Here is a 14,549-nt window from a genome sequence, read left to right on the forward strand (position 1 = left end):
CACTATGGACACGTTCCTCGCCGCGATGACGAGTGCGGTGCGTGCCGAAATGCAGGCGATCGTCGAGCAGGAGGCCCAAGCCGCATCCGAGCGCGTCCGCGAACGGCTTAAGCAGATCGGGCCTGAACTCGCGATGCGACTGCTCAGCCAATTCGACGTGTCCCGGCAGGAGCAGCACGTCGTCATCAAGTTCAGGATGGATAGCTGATGCTCGCCACCCTCACCTGCCTCGCGATCGCCCTGCACGATGTCGACACGCTCCGCTGCGCATCGGGCGAGCGCATCCGTCTCGCCGGCATCGGCGCGACCGAGATGGACGGCCGCCCGCGATCGGACCAGCCGGGCGTCGCCGGCGATCCCTACCGTCAGCGCCGGCAGATGGCCGAGACGGCGATCGGCGCCGGCATCGGTGCCGACGGTCGCGGCACGACCCTTTGGTTCGTCGCTCCGGTCCGCCTCAGCTGCCGCCCCGTCAGCATCAGCTACGGCCGTGTCGTTGCGTGGTGCGCTCGGCCGGATGGCCGCGACCTGTCCTGTGCCGCGATCGCCGCCGACGTCGCCCGTCGCTGGCCGCGCTACGATCCCGCCGGCCGCCTGCGCGCCTGCTTGCCACGCCGCCGCTCCTGAGCGCACCTTCCCCGTCTCTCAACAAAGGCCAAGCCCCTCATGGCCCGCTTCACCATCCCCTACCTCGTCGTCAAACCGCTCGCTGCCGGCGGCTTCGGCTACTACTGGCAGCCCTCCCCGGCGCTGACGAAGAAGGGCTGGAAGGCCGTCAATCTCGGCATCGCCGCGAGCGATCAGGATCCTGAGCGTCAGGCCGCCGCCCGCCGTCGCAACGACGAGGTCGCGGCATGGCGCGCCGGCGGCGCCCAGCCGAAGGCGGTGAAGAAGTTCACCCGGCGCCACACCGTCGCCGACCTGATCGCCGCCTTCCGTGAGCACATCGACACGCGCGTCGAGCAGGGCGAGGTGCCGGTCCGCCAACGCAACCCGACGCTCGGCAAGCCCATGTCGGCGAACACGCGCAAGACCTACTTCTCCGCGCTCAACATCGTCGAGATTTGGGCGACGGACCGCAGCAAGCCCGGTGGTGACGGCAACCTGCCGATCGCCTCGATCGACGACAAGCGCGTCGCCGCCTTCCGCGATGGCCTGATGAAACCCGCCAAGAAGGGCGAGGCACCCCGCCATCACCGTGCCCACAACACGCTGCGCGTGCTCCGTACCCTGTTCGAATATGGCGAGCGGAACGGCATGGTTCAGCGCGGCGCCAACCCGGCCGCCAAGTTCGATCTGGAGACGCCCGCTCCGCGCGATCAGGTGTGGGACGAGGCAGGAGGCACCGCCGATATCGACGCATTCCGCCACGCGGCCGCGGCGATCGGCTATCCCTCGCTCGGCCTCGCAGTCGCGATCGCCGAGTTCACCGCGCAGCGCGAAGCCGACGTGCTCGGCCTCACCCCCAATAACTGGCAGGATGTGTCGCTCCTGATCGAGCCCGCGGTCCGCTCCGCACTCGCCGACGAGGCTGGCGTGGTGATGGGCTTCGTGCTCCGCCAGAACAAGACCAAGCGGCCCGTCGGCATCCCGATCGTCGGCCCGCTGCGTCGTGACATCGAGGCGGCGATCGCCGCCAACCGCGCCCGCGCCGTCCCTGCTACCACGATCATCGTCGACGACGTCACGGAGCGGAGCTGGAAGACCCGCCAGTTCATCCGCAAGTTCAACGAGGCGCGCGCCCTGGCGATCGCGCCGACGCCCGAGGCGCGCGCCGCCGGCGTCGATCCGCGGCCGAGCCTGGAAGGCCTGCAATTCCGCGATCTCCGCCGCACCTGCGTCGTTCGCCTGGGCGAGCTCGGCATCGCCGACGAGGGCATCGCCTCGATCACCGGGCATAGCCCGCGCACGATCAAGAAGATGCTGGAGATCTACATGCCGCGGACGACGAACCGCGCCGCGATCACCATCCTCGCCCGCCACGGCGACCAGCGCAGCGCTCGGCCCGCAGCGAAGGACGGCACCGCCGCCTGATCGAAGCACCTAGCCCGCGTTCCTGATCCGTTCTAATCCGCGGCCATGTCCGCGCACGTCCCGAAATCCCTGTTCGACTACGGCCGCCACCGCTTCGACGTGGCGGTCGAGTGCCGCAGCTGCGGCCGTGTCAGCGTGTTCGAGACGCGCGACGTCATCCTCCATTATCAGGCGCACGGCTGGAGCGTCGCCCTGCCCCTCGACGCCTCGCACTTCGTCTGTCGCTGCCGCTCGCGAGACGTGCTGGCGCGCGCCACCCCGATCGAAGCGCGTCCCCGCGATCTGCCGCCGCCACGCCCCGTCCTGCGCCCGCTCTACAGCAAGCCGGGCCGACATTCCGGATAGCCGTTGGAATTCCAACGGAACGCCCGTTGGAATGGGCCTGTCCGGCAGCATCAAACGGCTTGCAACGCCCGCAGATTTCCGCCATTCGACCAGCCGCACGCGGGTGTAGCTCAATGGTAGAGCAGAAGCTTCCCAAGCTTACGACGAGGGTTCGATTCCCTTCACCCGCTCCATACTCCCATTGAGCGGCGATCAGCCCTCACCCCACAAGATCCATCACCAGCGCGGCGATCTGCGTCTCGGGGGTCGGATGCATGCGGCGGCGGAAGTCTGGCGCGGTGGCAGCGAGGCGGGTGTGAAGGTCTTCGTCCCCGGCCACGTCGCGGATCAGTGCGGCGAGCGGCTCGGCCGCCTCGATCACGGGTGAGATCCACGCGCCCAGCCGGTGGTTGGTCACGGCTTGGCCGACGCCCAGCTTTTCCAGATCAAAAGGTGCGACGATCTGGGCCAGCCCTGCGGCGAGCGCCGAGGTGGCAAAGCCGAGGCCGCCGTGGGTGAGCGCTAGACGGGACCGCTGGACGATGCGGTGGAACGGCACAGGCTGCGTCTCCACCGTCATGCCTGCGCCCTCAAGCTGCGCCGCATCGCTGCGGGTCAGCCGGGGATCCCAGATGCGCACGGGCAGGCCGCAGCTCAGCAGCGCCTGCCAGAAGGCGGCAGGACGTGCCTGTGGTCCGTTCATGTAGACGAACAGCTCATCCCGCGGTCCATCCGCATCGTCGATCAGCATACCCGACGGCGCTCCATGGCCACCCCGCCGGACGAGCGCATAGGGATCGAGCTCGGCGAAGGACGAGGTGAGCATCCGGTCCGCCAGGTTGAGCGCGGGCAATGAGGGCCGCTGCGGCCGGCCGAGTGACGCGAGCGCACGGTTGACCTCGTGCAGGATTGGCGCTTCGTCGGCGACAGGCGGGCTGCCGGTGAGGCTCGGGAAGCTGGGCAGGTCGACTGGCGGCAGGCTGAAGCCGGAGCCGAGCGCCAAGGAGGGCACGCGCCCAAAAGCGGCGAGCAGCAGGCCGGGGGCGAATTCGGCCACCACCGCGTCGGGCCGGATAGCTGCGAGCAGCCGGTCCCACGCCGCGATGACACGCATCGGCGCGCCCGCTTCCCCGACTCCAAGCGCGGCGAAGATGTCGCCCATCGTCGCAGGCGGTGCCGCAACGGGGCGCGCATAGGCAGACAGCTGTACCGGCCATAGAGGCGCCTGCCACAGCTCCACGCCCGCCGGCCAGCCTTCCAGCTGCTGCACGACATAGATGGGCTCGTGACCCAGTGCTTGGAGCCGCTGCCCCGCGGCGATCAGCTTGACGTGATGCCCGCGGCCGCCGCCCAGCTCCCAACCGAGCAGGACGCGCGCCACCGCGGCGCGCTCAGATGCCGTCGGCGGTGATGGAGAAGCCCTGCCCTGCGAGCCGATCGGTGAGGTCGGCGGCGCAGGCGTCGAGCCGGGCGAGATCGGTCGAGCGGATCACGAAATTGGCCCCGACCCTTCCTTCGCGGAAGAAGGGATAGCTGCCGATCTGGCAGCCATCATGCGCGCGCTCCGTCTCGCGGAGCGTGTCGGCCACTTCGCTCTCCGCCACCCAGCAGCCGAGCGTGCGGCTGACCAGCGGTGCGCCGCCCTCCAGCCTGCCTGACAAGGCTTCCAGCATCAGCCCGGCAATGTGCGGCACGCCCGCCAGGATGAAGATGTTGGCGATGTGGATGCCCGGCGCACCCGACATCTTGTTCTCGATCAGCTGCGCGCCCGCGGGCACCCGCGCCATCCGCAAGCGCGCGTCGTTCAACCCGCCGCGTGTCTCATAATAGTCGGCCAGCACCGCCCGCGCCTTGGGATGCACCTCGACGCCGACGCCCAGCGCCACGGCGATCGCGTCCACCGTGATGTCGTCATGCGTCGGGCCGATGCCGCCCGTGGTGAACAGATAATCGTGCTGAGCGCGAAGCGCGTTGACCGCCTCGACGATCCGCGCCTCCACGTCAGGGACGACGCGCACCTCGCTCAGCCTGATCCCCTGCAGGTTCAGCCACGTCGCGACCTGCGCGATATTCTTGTCCTGCGTGCGGCCGGACAGGATTTCATCGCCGATGATGAGGAGAGCGGCGGTCCAGGTGCGAGGCTCGGCCATCGCCTGCGCATAGCGAAACGCGAGGGCACACGCTATATGGTCGCCATGGCTGAATATCAGACGATCACCCGCGACGATCCCGTAACCCGTACGGGCGCCATCAAGCTGTACGATGCGGACGGTTTCGCCGGCATGCGTGCGGCCGGGCGCCTCGCGGCCGAAATCCTCGACGCGCTGGTGCCGCACGTGGTGCCGGGCGTATCGACGCAGGCGCTGGACGACATCGTTCGGCGCATGACGCTGGACGCGGGCGGCGTGCCGGCGACGCTGAACTATCGCGGCTACACCCATAGCTGCTGCATCTCGGTCAACCATGTCGTGTGCCACGGCATTCCGGGCGCACGCACGCTGAAGGACGGCGACATCGTCAATATCGACGTGACGCCGATGCTAGATGGCTGGCACGGCGATACCAGCCGGATGTACCTGGTGGGCGATGTCGGCGTGAAGGCGCGGCGGCTGGTCGAGGTGACGTATCAGGCGTTGATGCTCGGGATCGAGCAGGCGCGGCCCGGCAATCGCATGGGCGATGTGGCCCACGCTATCCAGAGCTTCGCCGAGCGGCATCGCTACGGCGTGGTGCGCGATTTCTGCGGCCACGGTCTCGGCCGCGTGTTCCACGATGCGCCGGAGGTGGTCCATGTCGGTCGGCCGGGCACCGGGCCGGAGCTGAAGCCCGGCATGTTCTTCACCATCGAGCCGATGATCAACATCGGTCGCCCGGACGTGAAGGTGCTGGATGACGGCTGGACGGCGGTCACGCGCGATCGCTCGCTCTCCGCGCAGTTCGAGCACAGCATCGGCATCACCGAAACGGGTTGCGAGATCTTCACCGTCAGCCCGAAAGGGTTGCACTGCCCGCCTTACGCGGCGAGCTGACCGAGCCGGCGGCGCACGGGGTTGAGGGGCGGCACTGCCGCCATTAGCATCTGCAACAATGTCTTGGCTGATGTGTTCGCGACTCCCGGTGCCGCTGGTTCCATCTGACGAACTGGCTGGATGGGAGGCGTGATGCTGAGTCGCGAGTTTCTGGACGCCGGAATCGCTTATGCCGCGTGGCTGGCGCTGATCGCCGCCATCCTGACGGCCGGCACCGTCCGACGCGCCTTTTCCGTGGAGCAGCTGCCATGGCCGGAGGCCGCGCAGCTGGCCGGATCCGCGGTGCTTGCTGGCCTGCTTGCCTATCTCTCCACCGCGCAGGGCGATGGGGCAGTGCTGGCGACTGCGGCTGGACTGTTCGCCATCCTCAGCATCCGCGTCGCCTTCGCCTGCCTGACCGTTGCCGGCGTGCTGCGGCTGGCAGTGCTGCCACTCGCGGCGGTGATGGGTTGGGCATGGAGCTATGCTTTGCTCGTCGAGCATGGTGCGCCGGGTTGGATGCTTACGCTGTCGATCGTGCTCGGCGTCGGCGTCCTGCCGCTTCTGGTCGCCAAGTTCGCCGAGACACTGGCGCGGGAAGCCATGACGCTGACAACGCGGTGGCGCCGGCCGACCATGCCCCTGCCTCGCCATGTCGGCCGCCAGCCCAAGGTCTCGATCCACCTGTGCGCCTATGCCGAGCCGCCCGAGATCGTCATCGCGGTGCTCGATCGTCTGAACCGCCTCGATTACGCGAACTTCGAGGTGTTGGTCTGCGACAACAACACGCCGGACGAAGCGTTGTGGCGGCCGGTGGAGCAGCACTGCGCCATGCTCAACCGCGCGCTGGGCAGTCAGCGGTTCCGTTTCTTCCACGTCTCGCCGCTTGCGGGGGCAAAGGCGGGCGCGCTCAACTGGCTGTTGGACCGCACCGCGCCCGACGCCGAGCTGATCGGCGTGATCGATGCGGATTACCTGTCGGAACCGGACTTCCTCGCCCGGCTCGCCGGCTTCTTCGACGATCCGAAGCTTGCCTACATCCAGACGCCCCACGATTATCGCAACTGGCAGGGCAGCAGCTTCCTGACCGCCTGCTACTGGGAGTATATGCCCAGCAACAAGGTGGAGCTGCCGGGGGTCGCCGATGTCGGCGCGGGCTACACGATCGGGACGATGTGCCTGATTCGCCGCTCCATGCTGGAGAAGGCCGGGCGCTGGGCGGAATGGTGCCTGACGGAGGATAGCGAGGTCTCCGTCCGCCTGCGTGCGGTCGGCGGCACCGGGCTTTATCTGCGTGAGACATTCGGCCGCGGGCTGATTCCGGAGACGTTCGACGATTACAAGAAGCAGCGTTTCCGCTGGACCGCGGGCCCGGTACAGCAGTTGCGGCGTCATTGGCGGCTCTACACACCGCGCATGCTCGGCGGCAGCACCGCGATGGATGGCTGGTCGAAGCTGCTCGAAGTGATGCGTGGCATCGCGCCGCTGTCGCAGGTTGTCGGCATGGCGCTCGGCATTGTCGGCCTGATTGCTGCGCTTGCCCTGATCCGCAGCGGCGTGGTTCAGCCGATGCAGCTGCCGACGATCGCCTGGATCGCGGCTGCGATCGGCACCTGTGCGGCGCTCGTCGCCACGTGGACGCGCTATCGCCTCGCCGGCTGCGCGACCCTGCGCGAGATGGCCTATGGCGAGCTTGCGCGGCTGTCCCTCTCCTACGTCCAGATGGTCGGCGGCATTGCGGGCGTGTCGCGCAAGCCGCTCGCATGGCGTCGCACGCCGAAGTTCAAGGCGGAGGGCAGCGGTCTGCGTGCGCTCGGCTCGACCATCCCGGAAACGGCTTTGGGCTTCGGCCATCTGCTTGTCGCAGGCGCCTTGGCCGGCATGGACGGCGGCGACCTCGCCACGGTCGGGGTGATCGCATCGGTGGCATCGTCCGCGCGCTTCTTCGCGGCACCCGCCATGGCGCTGATCAGCGAACGCCATCTCGCCGCCACGGCGCCCTCTGACACGATGGTGTCCGTCACGGCCTGAGAGAGGCGCTGGCAGGATTATGCGTCGGCTGTCATCGGCTGGCCGACCGCGTTCAAGCCATGCTCTTCAAGCTTAACGAAAACGCCCGTGCCTCCTGATGGGAGACGCGGGCGCAATTCGTCGTGAAAGGCAGCGGGCGGGGTCAACCGCCCGCCAACCAATTACATGCCGTTCAGCATCTGGATATGGTGCTGGACGACGGGCACGATCTTGGCGGACGCCGCCTTGAGCGAGGGTGCGGGGCTGGACGAGGCATTTGCCTGGTGCAGCGCGAGTGCCTCCTGGTGCGAGACCTTCTGCTGCTGGACATAGAGCCGGTCGCGCGCCGCACCGCTTGCGGCCTTCAATGCGGCGACGTTGGTCTGCCCCTTTGCATCGAGCATCGGCGGCGGTGCCACCATCTTGGCCTTTGCCGCCGCCGCCTTCACGTCGGCGGTGCTCTTGGTGTGATCGCGGATCATGCCCTGCGCGAAGGATTTGATCTTCGGATCCTTGCTGCTCATCACCAGCTTGCTGGATTCGATCTCATACTTGTCGCTGGCACCCGCCTTCATCAGAAAGGCCTTGGGTTCGACCGGCTGCGCGATGGCGATCGCCGGCAGGGCAGCCATTGCGGCGGCAGTCAGAAGCATCTTCATCTGCTTGTTTCCTCTTTGCTGGTCGATCGATCAGGATTTGGCCGTGCCGGGTTCCGCCATGTTGCGGTGCTGCTCGGCGAGCACGCTGACGGGCGTGACGTGCGCTGCCGCGGCCTGTAGCTTGTTCTTCAGGCCGGATACGATGCTCGCCTTGCCGGACATGAGCGCGTCCCAGCCGTCCTTCGCGACCTTGGCCGCGTCGGCCTTTTCGGAGGTGCCGACCGACGTATCGAGCATGTCGGCACGGTCGAAGAACTCGGTCTCGGTCGGCCCGGGCATCAGGTTGGTCAGCGTGATACCGTCCGACTCCTTCAATTCGTTCTGAAGTGCGGCGACGAAGCTGTCGATGAACGCCTTGCTGCCGTTGTAGACCGCCTGAAAGCTGCCGGGGATGAAGCCCGCGATCGAGCCGGTGACGAGCACCTTGCCGTCGTTTCGCGCCACCATCGGCTTCAGCACCTGCTGCAGCAGATAGGCGGTGCCGACGATGTTGGTATCGACCACGCGCCGCCAGTCGGCGACCGGCTGATCGAGGAAGGCTCGGCCGAGACCACGACCGGCATTGGCGCAAAGCAGATCGATCTGGCGACCGCCAGCCTCTCCCAGCACCTTGTCCACGCCCTCGATGGTCGAGAGATCCGCCTCGACGGAGCGGATCTCCGTGCCGAATTGCTGGAAATCGCGCGCGGCGGCATCGATCAGCGCCTCGTCGGCGACAACGATCAGGTCGTAGCCGTCCTGCGCGGCGAGCGTGGCGAGTTCGAAGCCGATACCGGTCGACGCGCCGGTGACGATGGCGAGCTTGTTGGCCATGATATGTCTCTCCTCAGGCGTCCGCCGCCATGCCGGGCTTCAGCACGATCTTGGTCGTCTCGTTCTGGTGGTCGTGGAACAGCTTGTAGCCTTCCGGCGCCTTCTCCAGCGGCATGCGGTGCGAGATCAGGAAGGTTGTATCGATCTTGTCTTCCATGATCGCGTTGAGCAGGCCGGGGAGATAGTGCTGGACGTGCGTCTGGCCGGTCTTGAGCGTCAGGCCTTTTTCCATGAAGGCGCCGAGCGGGAACTTGTCGACGAAGCCGCCATAGACGGCCGGCATCGACACGCGGCCGCCCTTGCGGCAGGCGATGATCGCCTGGCGGATCGAATGCGGCCGATCGGTGCCGAGGAAGGTCGATGCCTTGATCTGGTCGATCACGTTGTCGAGGTAGAGGCCGTGCGCCTCCAGCCCGACGGCATCGATCACCGCGTCAGGGCCGATACCGCCCGTCATCAGCATCAGCGCGTCATAGACGTCGCTCTGCTCGAAATTGATCGTCTCCGCGCCGAACTTGGCGGCGAGCGCCAGCCGGTTGGGGAAGTGATCGATCGCAATCACCCGCTCCGCACCCATCAGGAAGGCGGACTGAACCGCAAACAGGCCGACCGGGCCGCAGCCCCAGACCGCCACCGTGTCGCCCGGTTCGATCTCGGCATATTCCGCCGCCTGCCAGCCGGTCGGCAGAATATCCGACAGGAACAGGACCTTGTCGTCGTCCACGCCCTCGGGGATGACGATCGGGCCCACGTCGGAAAAGGGCACGCGGACATATTCCGCCTGTCCGCCGGCATAACCGCCGGTCATGTGGCTGTAGCCGAACAGGCCAGACATTTCGTGGCCGTACAGTTCGCGCGCGATATCCTGATTGTCCGCGGGCAGGCCGTTCGGACAGGCGGAATATTGGTGCTTGCCGCAATGATAGCAGCTGCCGCACGCGATGGTGAACGGCACGACGACGCGCTGCCCCTTCTTCAGCGTGGACTTGGGGCCGACCTCGACGACCTCGCCCATGAACTCGTGGCCGAGCACGTCGCCCTTCTGGAGCGTCGGGATATAGGCGTCGTAGAGGTGGAGATCCGAGCCGCAGATCGCGGTCGACGTGACCTTGATGATCGCGTCGCGCGGATTGATGATTTCAGGGTCGGGCACCGTGTCCATGCGGACATCGTGCTTCCCGTGCCAAGCGAGCGCGCGCATCAGCGTCCTTCCTCTTCAAGCTGTTCACGGGTGATGACGTTCGTGGCGATCTCGCCGGTTTCCAGCAGCTGCTTGAAGCGCTTCAGATCGCGCCGCGCCTGGATGGCGGGCTCACGCTGGAACAGCTTGGCCACGATCTTGCCGAGCGTGCCGCCCGGCGGATCGTAGAGCAGGGTGGCGGTGACCACCGTGCCGCGGTCGCCCACGTCGCGGAAGGTGACGCGGCCCGAATTGGGCACTTCGGCGCCTTCTTCGCTCGTCCAGGCGATCAGCCGCTCGGGTTCTTCTTCGGTGATGCGTGCGTCCCACTCGACCGTGCGGCCGGCGGGCGCCTTGACCACCCAATGCGAGCGCTGCTGATCAAGCACATCGATGCGTTCGACATTCTCCATGAAGTCGCCGAGGCGGGCGAAGTCGCGGAAGCGGGCATAGACCTCGGCGACCGGGCGGTTGATCGTCACCGTCTGGGCGGTTGCCTGGCTGCCCTGCGCCTCAGGCACGTTTTCGCCGGCGACATCGACGCGGTGATGTTTGGCGGTGGTTGGCGGCGCGTCGTCAGTTCGCGCGGAGACCTCGTTCGACATTGTTCACTCCCGAGATGCTGGCCCCGGAGCGAACCATCAGAGTTAATGTTCCGGACGTTCCGCTGCCGTTTCAGCAACTTGATCCATGTAAGCGCGCCGCCTGGCGTTCGCGGCATCGTGCGCCAAGCGAATGGGCCATGGCAGGCGACGGCCATCGCACAGGCGCAGCACCCAGTCCGCCGCACTTTCCAGCGAGACGCGGTGACCGCCACTGACGTAGATCGGTGCTGCCCTCGCGCGCGTCCGCAGGGCGAGCGCGACAGTCTCGCCCCGATCGACGACCGGCGCCCGGTCTCCGGCGGTCGGCCCCGGCTCATCCTCGACCGTGCCGCACAGCAGCGACTTGGCGACCCCGATCGTCGGCACGTCGAGTAACAGCCCGAGCTGGACCGCAATCCCGCAACGCCGTGGGTGCGCCCGCCCCTGCCCGTCTACCAGCAGCAGATCCGGCGGTTGCGGCAGCAGCGACCATGCGGCGACGATGGCCGGCGCCTCGCGAAACCCGAGATAGCCGGGCACGTAAGGGAAAGGCGGCGTCTGCGTCACCGCAGCGGCGGGCAAGGCCGTGGCATCGGGCCAAGTCGCAGGTGCCACCGCCGCATGGACCGGCCCGCGCGTATCCCGCCACTTCGATGAGGTGTCGCAGGCAGCGACCAGCCGCACCGTTCCGATACGATCGAGCTGCTCGGCCGAAGCCGCCATGTCTCGCTGCACCGCAGTGGCGTCGCGCAGCGTGGCGGGGTTCAGCCAATCCTGCCGCATCAGGCTGCCCAAGATTCAGGCACGCGTTCATCGCTTGCCCTGTTTTGTGGCAGCGCAGCAGCGCATAAGCAGGTGCAAAGCCGTTCCTCCCGCGATTCGGCGGTTGGCACGATGCTTGATAGGTGCGCGCCAGTTGGCGCGCCGACGTTCGGCTGCGCCCCCCCGGCGCGGGGCCGGGGAAGGATACGGGGCATGAAGAAGGTCGAAGCGATCATCAAACCCTTCAAGCTGGACGAGGTGAAGGAAGCGCTGCACGATATCGGCGTAAGCGGAATCACCGTCACCGAGGCGCGTGGCTTCGGCCGGCAGAAGGGACATACCGAGCTGTATCGCGGTGCGGAATATGTCGTCGATTTCCTGCCCAAGGTGAAGCTGGAGGTGGTGGTGGACGATACGCTGGCATCCCGCGTGGTCGAGGCGATCGCGGGTGCTGCGCAGACCGGTCGGATCGGCGACGGCAAGATCTTCGTGACCGCGATCGAGGAAGTTGTCCGCATCCGCACCGGCGAACGCGGCGCGGACGCGATCTGATCCCGCCGCCCTGGTTTGGGGGGCGGCACTTGTGCAATCGGGAAGCTCCGGCTCGCCGCCGGGGTGAGAGAGTGGGGAACCTTTAGATGGCCAATAAGGCAGCCGACGTTCTGAAGCTGGTGAGCGAGAAGGAGATCGAGTGGATCGACCTTCGCTTCACCGATCCCAAGGGCAAGTGGCAGCACCTCACCATGGTCGCGTCGGTGATCGGCGAGGACGAGCTGACCGACGGCCTGATGTTCGACGGCTCCTCAATCGAAGGCTGGAAGGCCATCAACGAGAGCGACATGATCCTGAAGCCGGATCTGGACGCGGTATGGGTCGATCCCTTCTCGGCCACCCCGATGCTGATCCTGGTGTGCGACATCGTCGAGCCGTCGACGGGTGAACTCTACAGCCGCGACCCGCGCTCCACCGCGAAGCGGGCCGAGAGCTACGTCAAGACGCTGGGTATCGGCGACACCGTCTATGTCGGCCCCGAGGCCGAGTTCTTCATGTTCGACGACGTGCAGTTCGAGAACAGCTACGCCGCCAGCTATTACAAGATCGATGACATCGAGCTGCCGACCAACAGCGGCAAGGCGCTCGAGGGCGGCAACCTCGCCCACCGGCCGCGTGCCAAAGGCGGCTATTTCCCGGTCGCTCCGGTCGACAGCGCGGTCGACATTCGTGGCGAGATGGTCTCCACCATGCTGGAAATGGGGCTGCCGTGCGACAAGCACCACCACGAGGTGGCCGCCGCGCAGCATGAGCTGGGCCTCACCTTCGGCACGCTGGTGACGACCGCCGACCGCATGCAGATCTACAAGTATGTCGTCCACCAGGTCGCGCATGCCTATGGCAAGACCGCGACCTTCATGCCCAAGCCGATCAAGGAAGATAACGGCTCGGGCATGCACACGCACATTTCGATCTGGAACGGCAAGGAGCCGCTGTTCGCCGGCAACGGCTATGCCGGCCTGTCCGACATGTGCCTGTATTTCATCGGCGGCGTGATCAAGCACGCCAAGGCGCTGAACGCCTTCACCAACCCGACGACCAACAGCTACAAGCGGCTGGTGCCGGGCTATGAGGCGCCGGTGCTGCTCGCTTATTCCGCGCGCAACCGCTCCGCTTCTTGCCGCATCCCCTATGGCGCGGGCGCCAAGGCGAAGCGGGTCGAGTTCCGCTTCCCGGACGCGCTGGCCAATCCGTATCTCTGCTATGCGGCGCTGCTGATGGCCGGTCTCGACGGGATCGAGAACAAGATCCATCCCGGCGAGGCGATGGACAAGAATCTCTACGACCTGCCGCCGGAAGAGCTGAAGCAGGTGCCGACGGTGTGCGGTTCGCTGCGGGAGGCGCTGGAGTCGCTCGCCGCGGATCACGCCTTCCTGACCAAGGGCGGTGTCTTCACCGAGGACCAGATCGAGGCCTATGCCGAGATCAAGTGGGCCGAGGTGGCGCGTTGGGAGATGACGCCGTCGCCGGTCGAATTCGACATGTACTATAGCGGCTGAGGCTGCTCTGACCGCCGGGGCAAAGGCCGCGGCTCTGAAGGAACTAAGTGCCCGGGGAGCGATCCCAGGGCACTTTTCCGTTACCGATCAGATGCGCGGCGGCGTGCCGGGCGTCGTCGTCGTCGGGCCAGTGCCGACGCCAGTGCTGGTGCCGACACCCGTGCTCGTGCCGACCCCGGTGCTGGTACCGGCCCCCATGCTGCCCATGGTTCCGGCGGAGCCTGGTGTCCGCATCGTTCCCGTCGTCGTGCCGGCCCGCGTGCCCGTGCTGCCCTGGGTCATCGTGCCAGTCGTCGCCCCGGTGCCGGACTGCGAAGTGCCTGCACGGGCCGAACCGCCAAGCGTGCTGCTGCCCGACGCGCCTGCGCCCGTGCCCATGGTGCCGGTGCCAGTGCCAGTGCCGGCGCCCATCGTGCCGGTGCCGACCTGCCCGCTTGCCGAGCCGGTCGCGCTTGAGCCTGCCGCACCGCCGCCTGCCGACCCGGTCTGTGCCTGAACTGCGGGGGCGAGCAATGTTGCCGCCGCAAATGCGGGAAGAATGAACTTACGCATGTGACTCTCCTGGGGTTCGGTCCGCGTCACCAAAACAGCGCGGCCGTCGTCTGGCGGGGATAACGAGCCGTCGGAAGGGCATGTTCCGCTCAGTGACGGAACGCACGGCGAGGTTGCGGATTGAACGACAGACCCGATCAGGAGCCCGCTGATGCACCGCCTTGCCACTCTCCCCTTGCTGATCATGAGCGCTGCCGCTGGCGCACAGTCGCTTGGCACCACGGGCGGCACGTCGATGGGTGCGGCCGCATCGCTGCCGGGCACGGCCGGTGGCGCGGGCGGCAGCCTGTCGGGCGGGACGATGCTCGGCCGGCCGCCGTCGCCGCTCGGCACCACGAGCACGCTCGGGCAGCGGATCGATCGGGCCGCCGGGCTCGGCACCAGCCGGGCGAGCGGCGGTGTCAGCTTGCCGTCCACGCTGCGGCCGGAGACACGCGTTTCCGGCGGTGCGGGCGGTGTGCTGGCGAGTGATAGCGCGCTCAACGATGCCGGCCGCCCTGCCGGTGCGCCGCTCGGCACCACGCCGACCGGACCTGCGAGCGCGACGACGCCTCGGCCGAACTGATCTTCCT

At 67.2% G+C, this 14,549-nt stretch carries 17 protein-coding genes and 1 tRNA gene; 10 read left to right on the forward strand and 8 right to left on the reverse strand.

Annotated features, from left to right (window positions below):
• Positions 1-4: 4 nt before the first annotated feature.
• The 5 genes from BM360_RS06745 to BM360_RS06765 all read left to right on the forward strand — a co-directional run bounded on the left by BM360_RS06745 (position 5) and on the right by BM360_RS06765 (position 2,552).
• The gene (locus BM360_RS06745; protein WP_131819204.1) at positions 5-208 is read left to right on the forward strand and encodes a hypothetical protein; all 204 of its coding nucleotides are present in this window, start codon (positions 5-7) and stop codon (positions 206-208) included.
• The gene (locus BM360_RS06750) at positions 208-627 is read left to right on the forward strand and encodes a hypothetical protein (protein ID WP_093312684.1); all 420 of its coding nucleotides are present in this window, start codon (positions 208-210) and stop codon (positions 625-627) included. Before BM360_RS06745 ends, BM360_RS06750 begins: the two co-directional genes overlap by 1 nt.
• A 39-nt stretch (positions 628-666) precedes the next feature.
• Entirely contained in the window at positions 667-2,034 is a 1,368-nt protein-coding gene (locus tag BM360_RS06755) for a site-specific integrase (protein WP_093312686.1), read from the forward strand.
• A gap of 45 nt (positions 2,035-2,079) precedes the next feature.
• Positions 2,080-2,379 carry a hypothetical protein gene (locus tag BM360_RS06760; protein WP_093312688.1) on the forward strand — a complete coding sequence of 100 codons (300 nt, stop codon included), beginning with the start codon at positions 2,080-2,082 and terminating at the stop codon, positions 2,377-2,379.
• Positions 2,380-2,478: 99 nt separating this feature from the next.
• A tRNA-Gly gene (locus tag BM360_RS06765) sits at positions 2,479-2,552 on the forward strand.
• 26 nt (positions 2,553-2,578) lie between these two features.
• Here BM360_RS06765 and BM360_RS06770 read toward each other — a convergent pair.
• Together BM360_RS06770 and BM360_RS06775 are read right to left on the reverse strand one after the other, a co-directional pair.
• Complete coding sequence (locus BM360_RS06770) at positions 2,579-3,739, reverse strand: glycosyltransferase family protein (protein ID WP_093312690.1); 1,161 nt, start codon at positions 3,737-3,739, stop codon at positions 2,579-2,581.
• A 10-nt stretch (positions 3,740-3,749) separates the two neighbouring features.
• Entirely contained in the window at positions 3,750-4,508 is a 759-nt protein-coding gene (locus BM360_RS06775) for a competence/damage-inducible protein A (protein WP_093312692.1), read from the reverse strand.
• A gap of 45 nt (positions 4,509-4,553) precedes the next feature.
• Here BM360_RS06775 and map point away from each other — a divergent pair, with 45 nt between their 5' ends.
• Entirely contained in the window at positions 4,554-5,387 is an 834-nt protein-coding gene (map, locus tag BM360_RS06780) for a type I methionyl aminopeptidase (protein ID WP_093313836.1), read from the forward strand.
• Positions 5,388-5,519: 132 nt separating this feature from the next.
• The gene (locus BM360_RS06785) at positions 5,520-7,397 is read left to right on the forward strand and encodes a glycosyltransferase (RefSeq protein WP_165611218.1); all 1,878 of its coding nucleotides are present in this window, start codon (positions 5,520-5,522) and stop codon (positions 7,395-7,397) included.
• Positions 7,398-7,558: 161 nt separating this feature from the next.
• Here the strand turns inward: BM360_RS06785 and BM360_RS06790 are convergent, their stop codons facing one another.
• From BM360_RS06790 to BM360_RS06810, 5 genes are read right to left on the reverse strand one after another with little or no spacing between them, the layout of a single operon-like run.
• Complete coding sequence (locus BM360_RS06790; RefSeq protein ID WP_242653343.1) at positions 7,559-8,035, reverse strand: DUF4142 domain-containing protein; 477 nt, start codon at positions 8,033-8,035, stop codon at positions 7,559-7,561.
• A gap of 30 nt (positions 8,036-8,065) precedes the next feature.
• The gene (locus BM360_RS06795; RefSeq protein WP_093312696.1) at positions 8,066-8,848 is read right to left on the reverse strand and encodes an SDR family NAD(P)-dependent oxidoreductase; all 783 of its coding nucleotides are present in this window, start codon (positions 8,846-8,848) and stop codon (positions 8,066-8,068) included.
• Positions 8,849-8,861: 13 nt separating this feature from the next.
• The gene (locus BM360_RS06800) at positions 8,862-10,049 is read right to left on the reverse strand and encodes a zinc-dependent alcohol dehydrogenase (protein WP_093312698.1); all 1,188 of its coding nucleotides are present in this window, start codon (positions 10,047-10,049) and stop codon (positions 8,862-8,864) included.
• On the reverse strand, positions 10,049-10,633 hold the full coding sequence (locus BM360_RS06805) for an SRPBCC family protein (protein ID WP_093312700.1): 585 nt from the start codon (positions 10,631-10,633) through the stop codon (positions 10,049-10,051). The genes BM360_RS06800 and BM360_RS06805 overlap by 1 nt, the downstream gene beginning before the upstream one ends.
• A gap of 42 nt (positions 10,634-10,675) precedes the next feature.
• Positions 10,676-11,407 (reverse strand): endonuclease V, encoded by a 732-nt coding sequence (locus BM360_RS06810; protein WP_242653344.1) that lies wholly within the window; start codon positions 11,405-11,407, stop codon positions 10,676-10,678.
• Positions 11,408-11,587: 180 nt separating this feature from the next.
• Here BM360_RS06810 and BM360_RS06815 point away from each other — a divergent pair, with 180 nt between their 5' ends.
• Together BM360_RS06815 and glnA are read left to right on the forward strand one after the other, a co-directional pair.
• Positions 11,588-11,926 carry a P-II family nitrogen regulator gene (locus BM360_RS06815; RefSeq protein ID WP_093312702.1) on the forward strand — a complete coding sequence of 113 codons (339 nt, stop codon included), beginning with the start codon at positions 11,588-11,590 and terminating at the stop codon, positions 11,924-11,926.
• An 86-nt stretch (positions 11,927-12,012) separates the two neighbouring features.
• Positions 12,013-13,425, forward strand: coding sequence for a type I glutamate--ammonia ligase (gene glnA / locus BM360_RS06820; protein WP_093312704.1), 1,413 nt, complete (start codon positions 12,013-12,015; stop codon positions 13,423-13,425).
• 87 nt (positions 13,426-13,512) lie between these two features.
• Here glnA and BM360_RS19290 read toward each other — a convergent pair whose 3' ends face one another.
• Positions 13,513-13,977 carry a hypothetical protein gene (locus tag BM360_RS19290; protein WP_131819205.1) on the reverse strand — a complete coding sequence of 155 codons (465 nt, stop codon included), beginning with the start codon at positions 13,975-13,977 and terminating at the stop codon, positions 13,513-13,515.
• A 151-nt stretch (positions 13,978-14,128) separates the two neighbouring features.
• Here BM360_RS19290 and BM360_RS06830 point away from each other — a divergent pair, with 151 nt between their 5' ends.
• Positions 14,129-14,542, forward strand: a complete 414-nt coding sequence (locus tag BM360_RS06830; RefSeq protein WP_131819206.1) for a hypothetical protein — start codon at positions 14,129-14,131, stop codon at positions 14,540-14,542.
• Positions 14,543-14,549 lie beyond the last annotated feature (7 nt).

It is taken from the genome of Sphingomonas jatrophae, from assembly GCF_900113315.1.
Classification (GTDB): Bacteria; Pseudomonadota; Alphaproteobacteria; order Sphingomonadales; family Sphingomonadaceae; genus Sphingomonas_P; species Sphingomonas_P jatrophae.